The sequence below is a fragment of the Streptomyces sp. NPDC042336 genome (assembly GCF_055581985.1).
Map to the genome: position 1 here is coordinate 509,344 of NZ_JBVJEA010000001.1, position 21,699 is coordinate 531,042.

General features: G+C 70.3%; 16 protein-coding genes and 2 pseudogenes. 17 read left to right on the top strand and 1 reads right to left on the bottom strand.

Translation table 11 applies throughout. From position 1 onward, the window contains the following. Window positions 1–225: 225 nt before the first annotated feature. The 3 genes from ACZ6IM_RS02450 to clpX all read left to right on the top strand — a co-directional run bounded on the left by ACZ6IM_RS02450 (window position 226) and on the right by clpX (window position 3,040). Complete coding sequence (locus ACZ6IM_RS02450; RefSeq protein ID WP_030186848.1) at window positions 226–831, top strand: ATP-dependent Clp protease proteolytic subunit; 606 nt, start codon at window positions 226–228, stop codon at window positions 829–831. A gap of 50 nt (window positions 832–881) precedes the next feature. After that, window positions 882–1,562 carry an ATP-dependent Clp protease proteolytic subunit gene (locus ACZ6IM_RS02455; RefSeq protein WP_052838146.1) on the top strand — a complete coding sequence of 227 codons (681 nt, stop codon included), beginning with the start codon at window positions 882–884 and terminating at the stop codon, window positions 1,560–1,562. A gap of 191 nt (window positions 1,563–1,753) precedes the next feature. Next, the gene (gene clpX / locus ACZ6IM_RS02460) at window positions 1,754–3,040 is read left to right on the top strand and encodes an ATP-dependent Clp protease ATP-binding subunit ClpX (RefSeq protein WP_052838147.1); all 1,287 of its coding nucleotides are present in this window, start codon (window positions 1,754–1,756) and stop codon (window positions 3,038–3,040) included. 76 nt (window positions 3,041–3,116) lie between these two features. Here the strand turns inward: clpX and ACZ6IM_RS02465 are convergent, their stop codons facing one another. Next, window positions 3,117–4,124, bottom strand: coding sequence for a hypothetical protein (locus ACZ6IM_RS02465; RefSeq protein WP_052838148.1), 1,008 nt, complete (start codon window positions 4,122–4,124; stop codon window positions 3,117–3,119). 138 nt (window positions 4,125–4,262) lie between these two features. Between ACZ6IM_RS02465 and ACZ6IM_RS02470 the strand changes: the two genes are divergently transcribed. From ACZ6IM_RS02470 to ACZ6IM_RS02535, 14 genes and pseudogenes are all read left to right on the top strand, one after another. Continuing rightward, a complete protein-coding gene (locus ACZ6IM_RS02470; protein WP_052838149.1) occupies window positions 4,263–6,887 on the top strand; it encodes a valine--tRNA ligase in 2,625 nt (874 codons plus the stop codon). Window positions 6,888–7,170: 283 nt separating this feature from the next. Beyond that, the gene (folC, locus tag ACZ6IM_RS02475) at window positions 7,171–8,694 is read left to right on the top strand and encodes a bifunctional tetrahydrofolate synthase/dihydrofolate synthase (protein ID WP_052838150.1); all 1,524 of its coding nucleotides are present in this window, start codon (window positions 7,171–7,173) and stop codon (window positions 8,692–8,694) included. 6 nt (window positions 8,695–8,700) lie between these two features. Beyond that, window positions 8,701–9,057 carry a DUF4233 domain-containing protein gene (locus ACZ6IM_RS02480; protein WP_052838151.1) on the top strand — a complete coding sequence of 119 codons (357 nt, stop codon included), beginning with the start codon at window positions 8,701–8,703 and terminating at the stop codon, window positions 9,055–9,057. A 115-nt stretch (window positions 9,058–9,172) separates the two neighbouring features. Beyond that, a complete protein-coding gene (gene ndk, locus ACZ6IM_RS02485; RefSeq protein ID WP_402547949.1) occupies window positions 9,173–9,586 on the top strand; it encodes a nucleoside-diphosphate kinase in 414 nt (137 codons plus the stop codon). A gap of 319 nt (window positions 9,587–9,905) precedes the next feature. After that, the gene (locus tag ACZ6IM_RS02490; protein ID WP_052838153.1) at window positions 9,906–10,925 is read left to right on the top strand and encodes a rod shape-determining protein; all 1,020 of its coding nucleotides are present in this window, start codon (window positions 9,906–9,908) and stop codon (window positions 10,923–10,925) included. Window positions 10,926–11,161: 236 nt separating this feature from the next. Next, window positions 11,162–12,205: a rod shape-determining protein MreC gene (gene mreC / locus ACZ6IM_RS02495; RefSeq protein WP_469553906.1), complete on the top strand. Its 1,044-nt coding sequence runs from the start codon at window positions 11,162–11,164 to the stop codon at window positions 12,203–12,205. Between the two features lie 13 nt (window positions 12,206–12,218). Then, a complete protein-coding gene (mreD, locus tag ACZ6IM_RS02500; protein WP_052838155.1) occupies window positions 12,219–12,890 on the top strand; it encodes a rod shape-determining protein MreD in 672 nt (223 codons plus the stop codon). Between the two features lie 67 nt (window positions 12,891–12,957). Continuing rightward, on the top strand, window positions 12,958–15,258 hold the full coding sequence (gene mrdA, locus ACZ6IM_RS02505; RefSeq protein ID WP_469553908.1) for a penicillin-binding protein 2: 2,301 nt from the start codon (window positions 12,958–12,960) through the stop codon (window positions 15,256–15,258). Continuing rightward, window positions 15,255–16,451, top strand: coding sequence for a rod shape-determining protein RodA (gene rodA, locus ACZ6IM_RS02510; protein ID WP_052838157.1), 1,197 nt, complete (start codon window positions 15,255–15,257; stop codon window positions 16,449–16,451). Before mrdA ends, rodA begins: the two co-directional genes overlap by 4 nt. A gap of 89 nt (window positions 16,452–16,540) precedes the next feature. Continuing rightward, a complete protein-coding gene (locus ACZ6IM_RS02515; RefSeq protein WP_052838158.1) occupies window positions 16,541–18,499 on the top strand; it encodes a TIGR03960 family B12-binding radical SAM protein in 1,959 nt (652 codons plus the stop codon). Between the two features lie 90 nt (window positions 18,500–18,589). Next, window positions 18,590–18,715, top strand: coding sequence for a hypothetical protein (locus ACZ6IM_RS02520; protein WP_469553911.1), 126 nt, complete (start codon window positions 18,590–18,592; stop codon window positions 18,713–18,715). Between the two features lie 208 nt (window positions 18,716–18,923). Further along, window positions 18,924–19,994, top strand: a pseudogene (locus ACZ6IM_RS02525) (hypothetical protein). Window positions 19,995–20,042: 48 nt separating this feature from the next. Then, the gene (locus ACZ6IM_RS02530) at window positions 20,043–20,819 is read left to right on the top strand and encodes a TIGR03936 family radical SAM-associated protein (RefSeq protein WP_052838159.1); all 777 of its coding nucleotides are present in this window, start codon (window positions 20,043–20,045) and stop codon (window positions 20,817–20,819) included. A 270-nt stretch (window positions 20,820–21,089) separates the two neighbouring features. Next, window positions 21,090–21,699: pseudogene (locus ACZ6IM_RS02535) on the top strand (Rne/Rng family ribonuclease); the annotation flags it as partial.

The window sequence follows — 21,699 nt, forward strand, 5'->3', positions numbered from 1 at the left end:
GCAGTGAACACTTACCGCGATGGCGAGATCCCGCAACCACACCCCCGCGGAGCGCTACGCCCCCGGCGAACACCCGCGGAACCGGGATGGCACCGCAAGCCCACCGCGTTAGGGTCCATGAATACGAGGGCAGGGGAGTCCCCGAAAGCGGCTCCAGCCCCGCAGGGAAACGTGAGACGGCCCGGCGCCGTCGTAAGACGAGCAGGTGGATACGTGACGAATCTGATGCCCTCAGCCGCCGGCGAGCCCTCTATCGGTGGCGGCCTCGGCGACCAGGTCTACAACCGACTGCTCGGCGAGCGGATCATCTTCCTCGGCCAGCCGGTCGACGACGACATTGCGAACAAGATCACCGCACAGCTGCTGCTCCTTGCCTCCGACCCGGACAAGGACATCTTCCTGTACATCAACAGCCCGGGCGGTTCGATCACGGCCGGCATGGCGATCTACGACACCATGCAGTACATCAAGAACGACGTGGTGACGATCGCGATGGGTCTCGCGGCCTCCATGGGACAGTTCCTGCTCAGCGCGGGCACCCCCGGCAAGCGCTTCGCGCTGCCGAACGCCGAGATCCTGATCCACCAGCCCTCCGCCGGCCTCGCCGGTTCGGCCTCGGACATCAAGATCCACGCCGAGCGGCTGCTGCACACCAAGCGGCGCATGGCCGAGCTGACCTCCCAGCACACCGGCCAGACGATCGAGCAGATCACCCGCGACTCGGACCGCGACCGCTGGTTCGACGCCTTCGAGGCCAAGGAGTACGGCCTCATCGACGACGTCATCGCCACGGCCGCCGGCATGCCGGGCGGCGGCGGCACGGGCGCCTGAGCCATCCCCCGCCCCGAGCCGACCGCCTCAGCCCCTTTACAGGAGACACTGTGAACGACTTCCCCGGCAGCGGCCTGTACGACCGCTCGCGTGCCGAGTACACCGGCCCGTCCGCCGAGTCCCGCTACGTCATCCCGCGCTTCGTCGAGCGCACCTCGCAGGGCGTGCGCGAGTACGACCCGTACGCGAAGCTCTTCGAGGAGCGGGTGATCTTCCTCGGCGTCCAGATCGACGACGCCTCCGCCAACGACGTCATGGCGCAGCTGCTGTGCCTGGAGTCGATGGACCCCGACCGGGACATCTCGGTCTACATCAACAGCCCCGGCGGCTCCTTCACCGCGCTCACGGCCATCTACGACACGATGCAGTACGTGAAGCCGGACGTCCAGACGGTCTGCATGGGCCAGGCCGCCTCCGCCGCCGCCGTCCTGCTGGCCGCCGGCACGCCGGGCAAGCGCATGGCGCTGCCGAACGCCCGCGTCCTGATCCACCAGCCGTACAGCGAGACCGGCCGCGGTCAGGTCTCCGACCTGGAGATCGCCGCCAACGAGATCCTGCGGATGCGCTCGCAGCTGGAGGAGATGCTGGCCAAGCACTCCACCACGCCGGTCGAGAAGATCCGCGAGGACATCGAGCGCGACAAGATCCTCACGGCCGAGGACGCGCTGAGCTACGGCCTGATCGACCAGATCATCACCACCCGGAAGATGGACAACTCCTCTCTCCGCTAGGCGGGAGGCTGTATCGTCTGCCGCTCCTTGGCACGGTTTGACGCGATTCACGTCAAAGGGAACCGTGCCAAGGGGGGCCCGGACGAGGGGCCCGGCAAGGTACCGTCGGACATAAGGCAGCACCAGGAGTCCGCCCGCCGTTGACGTGACGTCGACGACCGGGAGTCTCCCAGGCGAAGGGGAAGCACACCGTGGCACGCATCGGTGACGGCGGCGATCTGCTCAAGTGCTCGTTCTGCGGAAAGAGCCAGAAGCAGGTCAAGAAGCTCATCGCAGGGCCCGGTGTGTACATCTGCGACGAGTGCATCGACCTCTGCAACGAGATCATCGAGGAGGAGCTGGCCGAGACCAGCGAGGTGCGCTGGGAGGAGCTCCCGAAGCCCCGCGAGATCTACGAGTTCCTCGAGAGCTACGTGGTCGGCCAGGAAGCGGCCAAGAAGGCCCTCTCCGTCGCGGTGTACAACCACTACAAGCGGGTCCAGGCCGGCGAGAACGGCGGCGCCCAAGGCCGCGAGGACGCCATCGAGTTGGCGAAGTCCAACATCCTCCTGCTGGGCCCCACGGGCTCCGGCAAGACCCTCCTCGCCCAGACCCTGGCCCGCATGCTGAACGTCCCGTTCGCGATCGCCGACGCCACGGCGCTCACCGAGGCGGGGTACGTCGGCGAGGACGTCGAGAACATTCTGCTCAAGCTGATCCAGGCGGCCGACTACGACGTCAAGAAGGCCGAGACCGGGATCATCTACATCGACGAGATCGACAAGGTCGCGCGGAAGAGCGAGAACCCCTCCATCACGCGCGACGTGTCGGGTGAGGGCGTCCAGCAGGCCCTGCTGAAGATCCTGGAGGGCACCACCGCGTCCGTCCCGCCGCAGGGCGGCCGCAAACACCCCCACCAGGAGTTCATCCAGATCGACACGACGAACGTCCTGTTCATCGTGGGCGGCGCCTTCTCCGGCCTGGAGAAGATCATCGAGGGCCGGGCCGGCGCCAAGGGCATCGGTTTCGGTGCGACGATCCGCTCCAAGCGGGAGATCGAGTCCAAGGACCAGTTCGAGCAGGTCATGCCGGAGGACCTGGTCAAGTTCGGCATGATCCCCGAGTTCATCGGCCGGCTCCCGGTCATCACCTCCGTCCACAACCTGGACCGCGAGGCGCTCCTCCAGATCCTGGTCGAGCCGCGCAACGCCCTCGTCAAGCAGTACGAGCGCCTCTTCGAACTCGACGGCGTGGAGCTGGACTTCGAGCGCGAGGCCCTGGAGGCCATCGCCGACCAGGCCATCCTCCGCCAGACCGGCGCGCGCGGCCTGCGCGCCATCATGGAGGAGGTCCTCCAGGGCGTGATGTACGAGGTCCCGTCCCGCAAGGACGTGGCCCGCGTCGTCATCACCGCCGACGTGGTCCTCTCCAACGTCAACCCGACGCTCATTCCCCGGGATTCGCGGGGGCGCGGCCCGGGCGAGCAGAAGACGGCGTAGCCGGTCACGCACCACGCACGCGGGAGGGGCCCGGTCGAATCGACCGGGCCCCTCCCGCGTTGCGGTCGTCCGCGTGTCAGGCCTTGACGCGGATCTCCTTGCGGAGCTTGGTGGTGATGTCGGCGGCGACGTCCTTCGTCACACCCTTGGTGGCGTCACCCGGGGAGATCAGGGCGATCGTGCTGTAGTCGGCCCAGGCACAGATCCAGTCGGTCTTTTCCTTCTTGGTGACCGGGTTGGTGCCCTCGACGCCCTGGCACTTCATGACCGCGCCGTCGATGTCGACCGACTCGGGTTCGCCCACGACCTTGCCGCCACCTCCTGTCTCGGAGGAGGAAGAGGAGTTCTTCTCGGACTCCTTCTTGAACTCGGCGAAGAACTTGTCGAGCACGGCCTCCGGGTCTGAGATCTTCCCGTACGCGCCGATGTAGGTGATGCCCTTGGCGGTCGCCATTTCACTGGGGTCGGGGGCGGTGCTCGGGTCCGAAGGGTCGTAACCGGTGAGGTCCGCGGTGGTGTAGAACCCGGTCACGCTCGTGCCGTCCTTGACGCCACTCTTCTCGAGGTCCTCGACCGTGTCCTTGTCGGTCTCGGCGGCCTCGTCGCTGGCGCGCTTGTAATCGGTGAGCACCGTCGCCGGCGTCGTCAGCTTGTGGGCGCCGTCGTCCTCCAGGCCGCCCGCGCCGCCGCCCCCGCCGATCACGAAGTAGGCCCCCACGCCGATCGCCGCCACGACGGCGACCGCGCCGATGATCAGGCCGGCCTTCTTCTTGCCGCCGCCGCCCGGCGCCGGGGGCTGCGGCATGCCGTACGGCTGCTGACCGTAGGGCGGCTGCTGGCCGTACGGGGGCTGCTGGCCGTAGCCGGGCTGCTGGCCGTACGGGGGTGCCTGCGGCGGGACGCCGCCCTGCTGGGGCTGCTGCGGGTAGCCGTAGCCCGGCTGCTGCGGGGGAGGGGCCTGCTGGGGGTAGCCGTAGCCGGGCTGGGGGGCCTGCGGCGGCTGCTGGCCGTACGGTCCCGGCTGGCCGTAGGGTCCGGGCTGCTGGGGCTGCCCGCCGTACGGGCCCGGCTGGTTGTGACTCATTCCTGGGTTCCCCCTCAGATGCTTTACGTGGTGCTGACATCCTGACTCAGACCTGGCGTGCGCAGGTCACCGGGGGCCGCACCGTTACAGAAGAAACGCGTTTAGGGACAGGGCCGTGACGCCCGTAAACTGACCCCCGTGACCGAGAACTCTCAGCAGCCGCAGCCAGCGCCCACCACCGATCTGCCGACCCAGTACACGCCGGCCGAGGTAGAGGGGCAGCTGTACGAGCGCTGGGTAGAACGGGGTTACTTCGAGGCCGACGCGAAGAGCGACAAGCCGCCGTACACCGTCGTCATCCCGCCGCCGAACGTCACGGGCAGCCTGCACCTCGGGCACGCCTTCGAGCACACGCTCATCGACGCCCTGACCCGCCGCAAGCGGATGCAGGGCTACGAGACGCTGTGGCAGCCCGGCATGGACCACGCCGGCATCGCCACGCAGAACGTCGTCGAGCGCGAGCTGGGCAAGGAGGGCAAGTCCCGGCACGACCTCGGCCGGGAGGCCTTCGTCGAGCGGGTCTGGCAGTGGAAGAGCGAGTCCGGCGGCCAGATCAGCGGTCAGATGCGCCGCCTCGGTGACGCCGTCGCCTGGTCGCGTGAGCGCTTCACGATGGACGAGGGCCTGTCCCAGGCCGTCCAGACCATCTTCAAGCGGCTCTACGACGACGAGCTGATCTACCGCGCCGAGCGCATCATCAACTGGTGCCCGCGCTGTCTGACCGCGATCTCCGACATCGAGGTCGAGTACCAGGACGACGACGGCGAGCTGGTCTCCATGAAGTACGGGGAGGGCGACGAGACCATCGTCGTGGCCACCACCCGCGCGGAGACCATGCTCGGCGACACCGCCGTCGCCGTCCACCCCGAGGACGAGCGCTACAAGCACCTGGTCGGCAAGCAGATCAAGCTGCCGCTGACCGAGCGCTCCATCCCGGTCGTCGCCGACGAGCACGTCGACCCCGAGTTCGGCACCGGCGCCGTCAAGGTGACGCCCGCCCACGACCCGAACGACTTCGAGATCGGCCAGCGGCACGGCCTGCCCTCCATCGCCGTGATGGACGAGCACGCCGTCATCACCGCCCACGGACCCTTCCAGGGCCTGGACCGCCTGGAGGCACGCTCCGCCATCGTCGCCGCGCTGCGCGCCGAGGGCCGGATCGTCGCCGAGAAGCGGCCCTACGTCCACTCCGTCGGCCACTGCTCGCGCTGCAAGACCACCATCGAGCCGCGCCTGTCCATGCAGTGGTGGGTCAAGGTCGGCCCGCTGGCCAAGGCCGCCGGTGACGCGGTCCGCGACGGCAAGGTCAAGATCCACCCGCAGGAGATGGAGAAGCGGTACTTCGACTGGGTCGACAACCTCCACGACTGGTGCATCTCGCGCCAGCTGTGGTGGGGCCACCGCATCCCCGTCTGGTACGGCCCCGAGGGCGAGGTCGTCTGCGTCGGCCCCGACGAGCAGCCGCCGACCGGCGAGGGCTGGTACCAGGACCCCGACGTCCTGGACACCTGGTTCTCCTCCGGCCTGTGGCCCTTCTCCACCCTCGGCTGGCCCGAGCAGACCGAGTCGCTCGCGAAGTTCTACCCGAACTCCGTCCTGGTCACCGGCTACGACATCCTCTTCTTCTGGGTCGCCCGGATGATGATGTTCGGCCTCTACGCGATGGACGGCACCCCGCCGTTCCACACCATCGCGCTGCACGGCATGGTCCGTGACCAGAACGGCAAGAAGATGTCCAAGTCCTTCGGGAACGTCGTGAACCCGCTGGACTGGATGGACAAGTACGGCTCCGACGCCCTGCGCTTCACCCTGGCGCGCGGCGCCAACCCGGGCGTCGACGTCCCGATCGGCGAGGACTGGGTCCAGGGCTCCCGCAACTTCGCCAACAAGATCTGGAACGCCACCCGCTTCGCGCTGATGAACGGCGCGACGGTGGACGGCCCGCTGCCGGACGCGTCGAAGATGTCCTCGACCGACCGGTGGATCCTCTCCCGCCTCAACTCGGTGGTCGCCGAGGTCGACGCGTACTACGAGGACTACCAGTTCGCGAAGCTCTCCGACGCCCTGTTCCACTTCGCCTGGGACGAGGTCTTCGACTGGTACGTCGAGCTGTCCAAGACCACCTTCCAGGCGGGCGGCGAGGCCGCCGAGGTCTCCAAGCGCGTCCTGGGCGAGGTCCTGGACGTCACGCTGCGCCTCCTCCACCCGGTCGTCCCCTTCGTCACCGAGACGCTGTGGACGACGCTCACGGGTGGCGAGTCGGTCGTCATCGCCGAGTGGCCGCAGGATTCCGGCTTCCGGGACGCGGACGCCGAGCGGGAGATCGATACCGTCCAGTCGGTGATCACCGAGGTGCGGCGCTTCCGTGCGGACCAGGGGCTCCAGCCCGGCCAGCGGGTCCCGGCCCGGCTGACCCTGGCGGGCAGCGCGCTCGCGGCGCACGAGGCGGCCGTCCGGCAGCTGCTGCGGCTCCAGCCGGAGGGCGAGTCCTTCACGGCGACGGCGACGCTGCCGGTGGCGGGTGTCGAGGTGGCCCTCGACCTCTCCGGGGTCATCGACTTCGCCGCCGAGCGCAAGCGGCTGGCGAAGGACCTCGCCGCGGCGGAGAAGGAGAAGGCCCAGGCGAACGCCAAGCTCGGCAACGAGGCGTTCCTCGCGAAGGCGCCGGACCACGTCGTGGACAAGATCCGCGGCCGCCTGGCCAAGGCGGACGAGGACATCGCCCGCATCGCCGCCCAGCTGGAGAAGCTGCCGGAGGCATAGGCGCCGTGACGCCGGCGAAGGTCCTCGGAGCATTTCTGCGCCGGGGACCTTCGTTACTCAGGGGCGCGGGGAACTGCGCGACCAGCCACGACGGCGCTGCACTCGCCGTTGAACCTGAGCAGCCCGTCTCCGTGGGCGCTAGGGGGCGGGTCGCGCAGCCCGGCGCCGACGGGGTGCCGCCGTGCCCACCCTCCCTCACTCTCGGCTTCGCCCGAGCGGGGGGACCTCCATCGCCCCAGCGGCACGTCTGCCCGCGGCTGGGCGGGTACGTAGACTGGTCCCCGTGAGCGACAACCCCGGCGAGAACGACCAGCCCGACCCCTCCGACCCCCTCGACTCCTTCGACGAGATCATCGACGCGGAGACCACCCGCGACCCCGACCTCGCCGTCATCGAGGCCGGCAGCCGCACTCTGCGCACCCAGGGCGGCCCCCCGGAGGCCGACGTTCCCGGGCGCCCCGAGGACCCCGAGGTGGACGCCGCGCTGCGTGCCGTCGAGACGGAGCTGGCGACCCGCTGGGGCGAGACCAAGCTGGAGCCGTCCGTCACCCGGATCGCCGCGCTGATGGACGTACTGGGCGAGCCGCAGCGTTCGTACCCCTCCATCCACATCACGGGGACCAACGGCAAGACCTCCACCGCCCGCATGATCGAGGCCCTGCTCGGCGCCTTCGAGCTGCGCACCGGGCGGTACACCTCGCCGCACGTGCAGTCGATCACCGAGCGGATCACCCTGGACGGGGCACCGATCTCCGCCGAGCGCTTCGTCGAGACGTACGACGACATCAAGCCGTACGTCGAGATGGTCGACGCGCAGCAGGAGTACCGGCTGTCGTTCTTCGAGGTGCTGACCGGCATGGCCTACGCCGCCTTCGCCGACGCGCCCGTGGACGTGGCCGTCGTCGAGGTCGGCATGGGCGGGTCCTGGGACGCCACCAACGTCATCGACGGGGACGTCGCCGTGGTCACCCCCATCGACCTGGACCACACCGACCGGCTCGGCGAGACGCCCGGCGAGATCGCGACCGAGAAGGCCGGCATCGTCAAGCAGGACGCCACCGTCATCCTGGCCCAGCAGCCGGTGGACGCGGCGCAGGTGATGCTGAAGAAGGCCGTCGACGTCAACGCCACCGTGGCCCGCGAGGGGCTGGAGTTCGGCGTCGTCGCCCGCGAGGTCGCCGTCGGCGGGCAGCTGGTCACCCTGCGCGGACTCGGCGGCGAGTACCCCGAGGTCTACCTGCCGCTGCACGGCGCCCACCAGGCGCACAACGCGGCGGTGGCGCTGGCCGCCGTCGAGGCGTTCTTCGGCGTCGGCGCGCAGCGTCCCGAGTCGCTGGACGTGGACACCGTGCGCAAGGCCTTCGCCTCCGTCGCCTCTCCGGGGCGGATGGAGGTGGTGCGGCGCTCGCCGACCGTGGTCCTCGACGCCGCGCACAACCCGGCCGGCGCCCGGGTCACCGCCGAAGCGGTGGGGGAGGCCTTCCAGTTCAGCCGCCTCATCGGGGTGGTCGGCGCCAGCGGCGACAAGAACGTACGGGGACTCCTGGAGGCCTTCGAGCCGGTCTTCGCCGAGGTCGTCGTCACCCAGAACTCCAGCCACCGCGCGATGGACGCCGACGAGCTGGCGGCGGTCGCCGTCGAGGTCTTCGGTGACGACCGCGTCCAGGTCGAGCCGCGGCTGCCGGACGCCCTGGAGGCCGCGATCACGCTGGCCGAGGAGGAGGGCGAGTTCGCGGGCGGCGGTGTGCTCGTCACCGGTTCCGTCATCACCGTCGGCGAGGCCCGACTGCTCCTGAGGAGGGGCTGAGAAACCGTGCGTACGCTCTGTGCTTCGACTCTGATCGGCGAGTTCTTCGTGATTGGCTTCGCCGGGCTGGTCGCGATGAAGGACCCGGACCTGTCCGTGGGGACGGTGTGGACGGTCAGCGGCATCGCCATGTTCCTCAGCGTGCTGCTGTGCGGGGTCATCACGCGGCCCGGCGGGATCGCCCTCGGCTGGGCGTTGCAGGTCGCGCTGATCGCCGCCGGCTTCGTGGTGCCGACCATGTTCTTCCTCGGCGCGATCTTCGCCGCCCTCTGGTGGGCCTCCGTGCACTACGGCCGGAAGATCGACGAGGCGAAGGCGAGGTTCGCCGCCCAGGCCGACGCCTCCGCGCCCGACCCCGCCTGACGCGGCCGGCGGGGTGGACGGGACCGGATTGCCTGACGCTGCGTGACGGGCGCCGCGACACGCCCGGTAACCTCATTCATCACCCGCACGACCGCACATCTCCAAGGGAGCCCTCGTGACCCAGCGCAGCCTCGTCCTCCTCAAGCCCGACGCCGTCCGTCGTGGCCTGACCGGCGAGATCATCAGCCGTATCGAGCGCAAGGCCGGCTGGCAGATCACCGCGCTGGAACTGCGCACCCTGGACAGCGAGACGCTGGAGCAGCACTACGGCGAGCACAAGGGCAAGCCCTTCTACGAGCCGCTGGTCGAGTTCATGGCGTCCGGGCCGGTCGTCGCGATGGTCGTCGAGGGCGAGCGGGTCATCGAGGGCGTGCGCGCGCTGGCCGGCCCGACCGACCCGATCGCCGCCGCCCCGGGCTCCATCCGCGGGGACTACGGTGTGATCGTCCGCGAGAACCTGATCCACGCCTCCGACTCCGAGGAGTCCGCCGAGCGTGAGCTGAAGATCTTCTTCCCGGGCCGGGTCTGATCCTGCTTCGGGACACGCCGGGAGCGCCTTTTTTCTGACGTCATGTCAGCCGAATGGACCGGGTGGAGCCGGGGCGGTCGCGCGAAAGCGGCCGCCCTGTGGCATATGCGCGCCTGATCGGGGGAACGGATCCCACCGTTGGCCCGTCTCCACAGGCGAGGCGGTGCGCCATCTGCTGACAATGGCGGAGACCCTCGCGCAGTGTTCGCGAAAGCGCGTCTACGATGGAAGCCTCCACGCGTCACTGCACCCACTTCGCCTACCTGAAAAGCCCTCAAAAGCTCCTGGGAAGGCCAGTCGAATCCTGATGGGGAACTCAATGTCGTTCATCGGCCGTGACATGGCTGTCGACCTCGGGACCGCCAACACGCTGGTGTACGTCAGGGGTCGCGGGATCGTACTCAACGAGCCGTCCGTCGTCGCGATCAACACCAACACCGGTGGCATCCTCGCGGTCGGCGCCGAAGCGAAGAAGATGATCGGGCGCACGCCCGGCAACATCGTTGCCGTGCGCCCGCTGAAGGACGGCGTCATCGCCGACTTCGAGATCACCGAGCGGATGCTCCGCTACTTCATCCTGAAGATCCACAAGCGGCGTTATCTGGCTCGGCCGCGGGTCGTCGTCTGTGTGCCCTCGGGCATCACCGGCGTCGAGCGCCGCGCCGTCATCGAGGCGTCGTCCCAGGCCGGCGCCCGGCAGGTGCACATCATCGAGGAGCCCATGGCCGCGGCCATCGGTTCCGGCCTGCCGGTCCACGAGGCCACGGGCAACATGGTGGTGGACATCGGCGGCGGCACCACGGAGGTCGCGGTCATCTCGCTCGGCGGCATCGTCACGGCCCAGTCCATCCGCGTCGCGGGTGACGAGCTGGACAACGCGATCATCCAGCACGTGAAGAAGGAGTACAGCCTTCTGCTGGGTGAGCGCACGGCCGAACAGATCAAGATCACGATCGGTTCTGCGTACGACCTCGACGCTGACGAGCACACCGAAATCCGCGGCCGGGACCTCGTCTCCGGGCTGCCCAAGACCGTCGTCATCTCCGCCGCCGAAGTGCGCAAGGCGATCGAGGAGCCGGTCAACGCCATCGTCGACGCCGTCAAGACGACCCTCGACAAGTGTCCGCCGGAGCTGTCCGGCGACATCATGGACCGGGGCATCGTGCTGACCGGCGGCGGTGCGCTGCTGCGCGGGCTCGACGAACGGCTGCGCCGGGAGACCGGGATGCCGATCCACATCGCCGAGGACCCGCTGGACAGCGTGGCGCTCGGCAGCGGCAAGTGCGTCGAGGAGTTCGAAGCGCTCCAGCAGGTGCTGGACGCCTCGCCCCGCAGATGACGTAACACTTCGGTTCCGCCGTACGAGACGATCTCCTCTCGTGCAGCGGATCGTTGATATAGAGGGTTCCGGTACCGGATGCGCGTGAAGTGCGCGATGCACCGCACGCACTCGATGTGCGGCACGCACCCGATGGGCCGAACACGCCCGGCGTACCGAATCAGCTGAATTCCTGAACACCGCCACGTACATTCCGAGATTCCCGAATTTCGACGAGGAAGGCACGGCCGCCGCACGTGAGGGACACGAAAGAGAGCCGGCTGCTCCTGGTGCTGCTGATCGCCATCGCGTTCGCACTGATCACGGTGGACATCCGCGGTGGGGAGGACTCACCGGTCGACGGTGCCCGGCAGGCCGCGGCCGACGTCTTCGGTCCGATCGAGAACGGGGTCTCCTCCGCGGTCGACCCGGTCGGCAACGCGGTCTCCGCGATCCGCGACTCCGGCGACCGGCACGACCGGCTCGCGCGGCTGGAGACGGAGAACGCGGCCCTCAAGGCGAAGCTCGGCAGCGACGAGCGCGGCCGCAGCCGGCTGGAGCAGTTCGACAAGATGCTGGGGCTCGCCGGCGCCGGGCAGTACGGCATCAAGGGCGCCCAGGTCATCGCCATAGGAGCGGCCCAGGGCTTCTCCTGGACCATCACGATCGACGCGGGCGCCAACGACGGCGTCAAGCGCGACATGACCGTCCTCAACGGCGACGGCCTCGTCGGACGCGTGACCACCGTCGGCCCCAACACCGCCACCGTGCTGCTCGCCAACGACCCGGACTTCACCGTCGGCACCCGGATGGAGTCCGGCGACGAACTCGGCTTCGCCTCCGGCCAGGGCAGCCGCCCCCTGCGCGTCGAGCTGCTCAACGGCAAGGCCGACGTCAAGAAGGGCGACCGCCTCGTCACCTTCGGCTCCCAGGCCGACAAGCCGTTCGTGCCGGGCGTGCCCGTCGGCACCATCACCCGCGTCGACCCCAACGGCGGCGACCTGACCCGCATCCTCGACGTCACGCCGTTCGTCAGCTTCACCAAGCTCGACATCGTCGGCGTCGTCGTCCAGGCCCCGCAGAAGGACCCGCGAGACACGGTGCTCCCGGAGAAGAAGCAGCCCAAGCCCACGCCGACCGTGACGGTCACCGTCACCCCCGGCGCCGACCCCGAGGGCCAGGCCAGGAACGACGAGGCCGGTCAGAACGACGCGGCCGGCCAGGACGACACCACCGGTCAAGGCGACGCGACCGGCCAGAACGACCAGACAGAGCAGCAGAACGAGCAGCCCGAGCCGTAGGAGCCTTCCCCCCATGCGCGTCAACCGGATCCTGCTGTCCGTCGCCCTCGTCGTCGTCGCCCTGGTGATCCAGGTCAGCGTCCTCGCCCGCCTCCACCTGCCCGGCGCCGTCCCCGACCTGCTGCTGCTCACCGTCCTCGGCCTCGCCCTGGTCTACGGCCACGTCGGCGGCGCCCTTGTCGGCTTCGGGGCCGGACTCCTCGCCGACCTCGCCCCGCCCGCCGACCACGCCGCCGGCCGCTACGCCCTCGTGCTCTGCGTCATCGGCTACCTCGCCGGCCTCGCCAGACCGGACAACGGACGGCTCCGCTCGGCCACCGGCCCCATGGTCGTCGTGGCCGCCGCCGCCATCGGCACCACCCTGCTCTACGCGGGCGTCGGCGCCCTCGTCGGCGACACCGCCGCCCGCCATGTCGGCCTGCCCAGCCTGCTGTTCACGGCCGCCCTGTACGACCTGCTGCTCGCGCCCTTCGTCGTCCCCGGCATCATGGCGCTCGCCCGGCGTGCCGAGCACGACCCGCTGGCCGACACCAACTCCGCCGCCCAGAGCCCCGACATCTCCTCCGGCTGGCTCTCCGGAGGCACCGGCCTGCGCATCGGCAGACAGCGCAACGCACTGCGGGTGAAGACGGCCCGGGCCCGCGTGGCCCGCGCCGGACGCATCAAGGGGGTCAAGCGGCTGTGACGGCACGACCCCAGCCACCGACCCGAGAGCACACAAGGAGCACGCCACACGTGAGGGGGAGGCAGCAGTGACCAACATCCCCGAGACCGGCCGCAGCACCCGCGTCCAGACCCGGCTCGTCGTCATCCAGATCCTCGTCCTCTCGCTCCTGGCCACCCTCGGCGGCCGGCTCTGGTACCTCCAGATCCGCCAGGGCGACGAATACGCCGAGGAGGCCTCCGGCAACCACGTCCAGCAGGTCGTCCAGCCCGCCACCCGCGGCTCGATCCTGGACGCCCGCGGCGTCGCCCTCGCCGACAACGAGACCCGGCTCGTCGTCTCCGCCTCCCGCACCGACCTGCTGAAGATGAAGGACGACGGCAAGGCCGTCCTCACCAAGCTCGCCGGCGTCCTCGGCATGAAGCCCCAGGACGTCATCGACAAGGTCCGGCTCTGCGACGCCAAGACCCCGCAGCCCTGCTGGAACGGCTCGCCCTACCAGCCGATCCCCGTCACCGACGAGGCCACCGTCAAGCAGGCCCTGCAGATCCGCGAGCGCGCCGAGGACTTCCCCGGCATCACCGCCGAACCCATGGCCGTACGCCGCTACGCAGCCCCCGGCAAGTCCAACACCGCCCAGGTCCTCGGCTACCTCTCGCCGGTCACCGACGAGGAACTGCAGAAGGCCCAGGACACCGACTCGCCCTACCTGCGCTCCGACCAGGTCGGCCGCTCCGGCCTGGAACGCCAGTACGACAAGGCGCTGCGCGGCAAGGCCGGCGTCACCCGCTACGAGGTCGACAACCTCGGCCGCGTCATCGGCGAGGCCGAGTCCGACGCGGGCACCCCCGGCTCCAACCTCGTCACCAGCATCGACTCCCGCGTCCAGCGGGTCGCCGAGTACGAGCTGAACGAGGCGATGAAAGCCGCCCGCAAGGAGATGGACCGCAACACCAACCGGACCTACGAGGCCGACTCCGGCGCGGTCGTGGTGATGGAGGCCAAGACCGGCCGGGTCGTCGCCATGGCCTCCAACCCCGACTACGACCCCAACGCCTGGGTCGGCGGCATCTCCGCAAAGGACTACAAGAAGCTCACCGGCAAGGACTCCAACTACCCGCTGCTCAACCGCGCCATCCAGGGCCAGGCGGCCCCCGGCTCCATCTTCAAGGTGGTCTCCTCGGCCGCCGCCGTCGAGGCCGGCTACGACTTCGACGGCAACTACGACTGCTCCAGCGCCTACGACGTCGGCGGCCAGGTCTTCAAGAACTTCGAGTCGGCCAACGAAGGCATGATCACCATCGGCCGCGCCCTGGAACTCTCCTGCGACACCGTCTTCTACCGCCTGTCCCACCAGGAGTGGAAGAAGGACGGCGGGATGAACCCCAAGAAGCCCCACGACTACTTCTACAAGGCCGCCCACCAGTTCGGCCTCGGCGCCAAGACCGGCGTCGACCTCCCGAACGAGGTCACCGGCCGCGTCCCCGACCGCCAGTGGAAGCAGGACTACTGGGAGGCCAACAAGGACGCCTGGTGCAAGTCCGGCAAGAAGGACGGCTCCTACGTCGAGAAGATCGCGTACGAGAACTGCCTCGAAGGCAACAAGATGCGCGCCGGTGACTCCATCAACTACTCCATCGGCCAGGGCGACACCCTCGTCACCCCCATCCAGATGGCCACCATCTACGCGGCCATCTCCAACGGCGGCACCCTCTACGACCCGACCATTGGCAAGGCCGTCGTCAGCCCCGACGGCAAGAACGTCCGCGAGATCCAGCCCGCGGCCCACGGCAAGCTGCCCATAAGCAAGACCACGCTGGCCAAGATGGACGAGGCCCTCGCCGGCGTCGCCAGCCGCGGCACCGCCGCCTGGCGGTTCGCCCAGGTCGGCTGGCCGCAGGACAAGATCCCGATGCACGCCAAGACCGGTACCGCCGAGGTCTACGGCAAGCAGACCACGTCCTGGTTCGCGACGTACACCAAGGACTACTCGATCGTCATGACGATCTCCCAGGGCGGCACCGGCTCCGGCGCCTCCGGACCCGCCGTCCGCAACATCTACGACGCGCTGTACGGCGTCTCCGACGACGGCGACATCGACCCGAAGAAGGCACTGCTGCCCAAGCCGCAGGCGAGCCTCCCGAAGATCAAGACGGACGGCACCATCCTCTCCCCGAAGATGCCCAAGGACGTCGTCAAGGAACTCCAGCCCGACGAGAAGGCCTCCCCGGACGAGGAGTACGCCCCCGTCGAGGACGGGAACCAGCCCGCGACCACCCCCAACCAGAACGGGGACAACCGCGACACCCGCCGTCAGCGACGGCGCGGCGGCGCACGGCGTGGCACCCGGCGCGGCGGCGACGGAAGAAGCCGGAGGGCACACGCATGACCGGCAACAGCTTCCAGGTCTCCGGCTACGGCCCCGACAAGGCCGGCTGGACCCGCCTCTTCGCCCGCGACTCGATGGCCCGGCGGCTCGACTGGCCGATACTGCTGGCCGCCGTCGCCCTGTCCCTGATGGGCTCGCTGCTCGTCTACTCCGCGACCCGCAACCGCACCGAACTCAACCAGGGCGACCAGTACTACTTCCTCACCCGGCACCTCCTGAACACCGGCATCGGCCTCGCCCTGATGGTCGCCACCGTCTGGCTCGGCCACCGCGCCCTGCGCACCGCCGTGCCGGTCCTCTACGGCGCCTCCGTCTTCCTGATCCTGCTGGTGCTCACCCCGCTCGGCTCGACCATCAACGGCGCCCACTCCTGGATCAAGCTCCCCGGCGGCTTCTCCCTCCAGCCCTCGGAGTTCGTGAAGATCACGATCATCCTGGGCATGGCGATGCTGCTGGCCGCACGCGTCGACGCCGGCGACCGGCCCCACCCCGACCACCGCACCGTCCTCCAGGCCCTGGGCCTGGCCACCGTGCCGATGCTCATCGTGATGCTCATGCCCGACCTCGGGTCGGTCATGGTCATGGTCATCATCGTGCTCGGCATCCTGCTCGCCTCGGGCGCCAGCAACCGCTGGATCTTCGGACTGCTCGGCGCCGGCACCGCCGGGGCGCTCGCCGTCTGGCAGCTCGGCATCCTGGACGAGTACCAGATCGCCCGCTTCGCCGCCTTCGCCAACCCCGCCCTCGACCCCGCGGGCGTCGGCTACAACACCAACCAGGCGCGCATCGCCATCGGCTCCGGCGGACTCACCGGCTCCGGCCTCTTCCACGGCTCCCAGACCACCGGCCGGTTCGTCCCCGAACAGCAGACCGACTTCGTCTTCACCGTCGCCGGCGAGGAACTGGGCTTCCTCGGCGCGGGCCTCATCATCGCCCTGCTCGGCGTGGTCCTCTGGCGCGCCTGCCGCATCGCCCGCAGCACCCCCGACCTGTACGGCACGGTCGTCGCCGCCGGGATCGTCGCCTGGTTCGCCTTCCAGACCTTCGAGAACGTCGGCATGACGCTCGGCATCATGCCGGTCACCGGCCTGCCCCTGCCCTTCGTCTCCTACGGCGGCTCCTCCATGTTCGCCGTGTGGATAGCGGTGGGCCTCCTCCAGTCGATCACCGTGCAGAGACCGATGTCGGCGTAACCCGGCGCCCGGGGCGAGCGGTAAGGGGGACCGGTCCGGCCGGGTTAGGCTGGATGGTCCCCCTTGTCAGCACACAAAGGTCCCGTGAGATGCCTGCCGAAGCCGCCGAGTCTGTGCCTTCTGTGTTTCCGCAGCTCGAAGCCCTGCTCCCGCATGTGCAGAAGCCGATCCAATACGTCGGCGGAGAGCTGAACTCCACGGTCAAGGACTGGGAATCCTGCGACGTCCGCTGGGCCCTGATGTACCCCGACGCCTACGAGGTCGGCCTGCCCAACCAGGGCGTCATGATCCTCTACGAGGTGCTCAACGAGCAGCAGGGCGTCCTCGCCGAGCGCACCTACAGCGTCTGGCCGGACCTCGAGGAGCTGATGCGGGAGCACTCCGTCCCGCAGTTCACGGTCGACAGCCACCGCCCGGTCGGCGCCTTCGACGTGTTCGGCCTCTCCTTCTCCACGGAGCTGGGCTACACCAACATGCTCACCGCCCTGGACCTGGCGGGCATCCCGCTGGAGGCGAAGGACCGCGGCATCGACGACCCGATCGTGCTGGCCGGCGGCCACGCCGCCTTCAACCCCGAGCCGATCGCCGACTTCATCGACTGCGCGGTCATCGGCGACGGCGAGCAGGCCGTCCTGGAAGTCACCGCGATCATCCGCGCCTGGAAGGCCGAGGGCCGCCCCGGCGGCCGCGAGGAACTCCTCCTCCGCCTCGCCAGGACCGGCGGCGTCTACGTCCCCGGCTTCTACGACGTCGAGTACCTCCCCGACGGCCGTATCGCCCGCGTCGTCCCCAACCGCTCCGGCGTCCCGTGGCGGGTCAGCAAGCACACCGTCATGGACCTCGACGAGTGGCCCTACCCCAAGCAGCCCCTCGTCCCGCTCGCCGAGACCGTCCACGAGCGCATGTCCGTGGAGATCTTCCGCGGCTGCACCCGCGGCTGCCGCTTCTGCCAGGCCGGCATGATCACCCGCCCGGTGCGCGAGCGCTCCATCACCGGCATCGGCGAGATGGTCGACAAGGGCCTCAAGGCGACGGGCTTCGAGGAGGTCGGCCTCCTCTCCCTCTCCTCCGCCGACCACTCGGAGATCGCCGACGTCGCCAAGGGCCTCGCCGACCGGTACGAGGAGGACAAGATCGGCCTGTCCCTCCCCTCCACCCGCGTCGACGCCTTCAACATCGACCTGGCCAACGAGCTGACCCGCAACGGCCGCCGCTCCGGCCTCACCTTCGCCCCCGAGGGCGGCTCCGAGCGCATCCGCAAGGTCATCAACAAGATGGTCTCCGAGGACGACCTCATCCGGACCGTCGCCACGGCCTACGGCAACGGCTGGCGCCAGGTGAAGCTCTACTTCATGTGCGGCCTGCCCACCGAGACCGACGACGACGTCCTCCAGATCGCCGACATGGCCACCCGCGTCATCGCCAAGGGCCGCGAGGTATCCGGCTCCGGCGACATCCGCTGCACGGTCTCCATCGGCGGCTTCGTCCCCAAGCCGCACACCCCCTTCCAGTGGGCCCCGCAGCTCTCGGCGGAGGAGACGGACGCCCGCCTCCAGAAGCTGCGCGACAAGATCCGCGGCGACAAGAAGTACGGCCGCTCCATCGGCTTCCGCTACCACGACGGCAAGCCCGGCATCGTCGAGGGCCTCCTCTCCCGCGGCGACCGCCGCCTCGGCGCCGTCATCCGCGCCGTCTACGACGACGGCGGCCGCTTCGACGGCTGGCGCGAGCACTTCTCCTACGACCGCTGGATGGCCTGCGCCGACAAGGCCCTGGAACCGACCGGCGTCGACGTCGACTGGTACACCACCCGCGAGCGCGGCTACGAGGAGGTCCTGCCCTGGGACCACCTCGACTCCGGCCTCGACAAGGAGTGGCTCTGGGAGGACTGGCAGGACGCCCTCGACGAGACCGAGGTCGACGACTGCCGCTGGACCCCGTGCTTCGACTGCGGGGTGTGCCCGGCCATGGACACCGAGATCCAGGTCGGTCCGACCGGCAAGAAGCTGTTGCCGCTGACGGTCAAGAACACCGCTCCGGCCGGCTGAGGCCTGGCAGCCGGGGTGCCGCGGGGCACCCCGGTGCAGCGAGGGTCAGCCGGCGGATGTCCGCGCGGTCCCGAGGGCGCTGGCGTGGGCATGCGCCGGGCCAGGGCCGCGGCGGTCGTGAGTCCCGCCCTGACCTGGGTCGTGGCCGGGTACACCGTCACCGGTGGCGGGACGCTGATGCTCGGCGGCCGGATGGGCGACCTGCTCGGGCGGTAGCGCGTACTACTGCTCGGCACCGGCCTGTTCGGCCGTCGACGTCGAACGCCCCGCCGCTAGCGGACGCCCTGGTCACCGCGGCGCAAGCGGCCGCGCATGAGGCACCGGACATGCCGGCGACGCTGCCAGGGAGCGGGGTGCGAGGGCGCACGCCGGGAAGAACGGCGCTCACGGGATCCGAATCGGCTTCCTCGGCGTCTTCACGGGCATGGTGGATCTGGAGAAGGCACCCGGCGCGGTCCCGCAGCGGGGGCAGGGGGAGCCGGCGCGCCGGTCGGACGCCGAGGGGTGTCTCGCGGTGGCGATCCGGATCCCGGTGCGGATCGTGGTGCTGGTGCTGGTCGTGCCGGTGCGCATGGTGTGGGACGCGCTGGTCGTCGCGGGGCGGTTCCTGCGGGACGCGGTACTGCGTCCCGTCGGGCGGGCGCTGGCGTGGCTCGGCCGGGCCGTCTTCGTGTGGCCGCTGGTCGCGCTGTGGCGGTACGTCGTGGTGCCGCTCGCCAAGGGCGTGGGGTGGCTGGGACAGGTGCTGCTCGTGGTGCCCGCGGTGTGGCTGTACCGGTGGGTGCTGACGCCGGTCGGGCACGGGCTCGCCTGGTTCTTCACCCGGGTGGGCGCGGTGCTCGCGGCGACCGGGCGGGGGCTGTACGCAGCTCTGGCGTGGCTCGGGCGGTAACTGGCCGTCGTACCGGCGGTGTGGCTGTACCGGTGGGTGCTGACGCCGGTCGGGCACGGGCTCGCCTGGTGCGGCAGGCAGGTGGCGCGGGGGGTGGGGCTGGTCGTCACCGGTGTCGGGTTCGTTCTGTACTGGACCGTCCGGGTGCTGCTGGTGCTGCCGGCCCTCGCCGTGTGGCGGTGGGTGCTCACTCCGGTCGGCCGGGTCCTGGCGGTCGTCGGGCGGGAGGTGGCGGACGCCCTCGGGCACGCCTGGCGGATCGCCGGGCACCTCTCGCGCGCCGTCGGGCGGTTCCTCGGCGCCGTCCTGCGCCGGACCGTGGCCGAACCGGCGCGCTGGGTGTACCGGAGTGTGCTGACCCCGGTGGGGCATGCCGTGCGGGACGCCGTCCTGCGGCCCCTCGCCGAGGCGGGGCGCAGCGTGGGGCGGGCGACCCGGCAGGCGCTGGCGTCGGCCCGGCTCTCCGTGCGTCAGGCCCGCGCCGACGTACGCCGCATGCTCTTCGGGGAGCCCGCCGTGCGGCAGCCGGTGGACCGGCGGGAACCATCCGCCGCCGAGGCACGTACTCTTGGTAGCAGTACGACCGCTCTCACGAAGGACTGAACGACACTGGGCAAGCGACAGCCCGTAGGCCCGCCGCCCGTTCCCGCGGTGCAGCGCATCCGACTGCGTTACACCAAGCGCGGCCGCCTCCGGTTCACCAGCCACCGTGACTTCCAGCGCGCCTTCGAGCGTGCGCTGCGCCGCGCCGAGGTGCCGATGGCGTACTCGGCGGGGTTCACCCCGCACCCGAAGGTGTCGTACGCCAATGCCGCACCCACCGGCACGGGCAGTGAGGCGGAGTACCTGGAGATCGCGCTCACCGAGGCGCGCGACCCGGAGCGGCTGCGGCTGCTCCTCGACGAGTCGCTGCCCGCCGGGCTCGACGTCGTCGAGGCGGTCGAGGCCCGGACCTCCGGGCTCGCCGACCGGCTGACGGCCTCCGTGTGGGAGCTGCGGCTGGACGGTGTGGAGTCCGCCGAGGCCGAAGCCGCCGTCGCGGCGTTCAACGCGGCCCCGGCGGTGGAGGTGCAGCGCCGTACGAAGAACGGCGTCCGTACCTTCGACACCCGCTCCGCGGTCGCGCACCTCGAGAGCGTCACCACGCACGGTTCACCGGCTGATAGGCCGACCGACCGGCCCTGTGCGATACTGCGGCTGGTTGTTCGGCACGTGACGCCTGCCGTACGACCCGACGACGTCCTGTCCGGTCTTCGCGCCGTGGCCGACCTGGCGCCGCCGGTCCCCGCAGCGGTGACCAGGCTGGCGCAGGGGCTGTTCGATGAAGAGACCGGTGCGGTGACCGACCCGCTCGCGCCCGACCGCGAGGCAGAAGCGCCCGTGCCGCATCCGGCCGCCGCTTCCGCCGCCGCGAAGGCGCCGGCGTAAGGAAGTTCCGCCAGGGACGACGTCGTAGCGCCGCCCTCGAACTCGGGAGCCACCTGGGTCGGGCAGCGCACCGACCACAAGACTTTCGCCAGGCCGTGCACGACAAGGGGTACGGAACCGGCGAGACAAGACACGGAGAGCTTCCGAGCGGCGCCCGCGCCCCGGACGGCGGCGACCGCGCATCGCGCGAGCCGCGGACGTCACCGGTCGTCGACATGTCGATGCCGGACCAGGCGCGGCGCCCGGGAGCCTGACGGGAGAAACCCCCGCATGCTCGAACCGACCGAACCCACCGAGTCGTCGACCACTTCGACGGACTCCGCATTCGACACCCCCAGCGACACCCTGCCCCCGCGCCGCCGGCGTAGGGCCGCGTCCCGCCCGGCGGGTCCGCCGTCCGGTGCCTCCGAGGCGCCGGCCGAGACCGTCGCGCCGGCCGAGGCGGCCCCCGCAGAGATGACCGAGGTCGCCGAGCCGGCCGCGGAGCCCGCGGCCCCCGCCCGGCCGCGCCGCCGTGCGGTACGCCGTGCCTCGGCGCCCGCCGGGGCTCCCGCCGCGGTGGAGGCGGCCGAGACCGTCGTGCCCGCGGTTCCCGCCGCCGAGGCACCGGCACCGGCCGAGGAGCCGGTCGCCGAGTCGGTCGAGTCCGAGAGTGCCGCGCCCAAGGGGCGTACTCGCCGTCGTGCCACGCGTAGCGTGACCTCGGCCGCCGAGCCGGCGGTCACCGAGCCGGCCGCCGCCGTGGCGCCGGAGCCCGCCGAGGCCGAGGCGGAAGAGGCGGAGGTCGAGAGTGCCGCGCCCAAGGGGCGTACTCGCCGTCGTGCCACGCGTAGCGTGACCTCGGCCGCCGAGCCGGCGGTCACCGAGCCGGCCGCCGCCG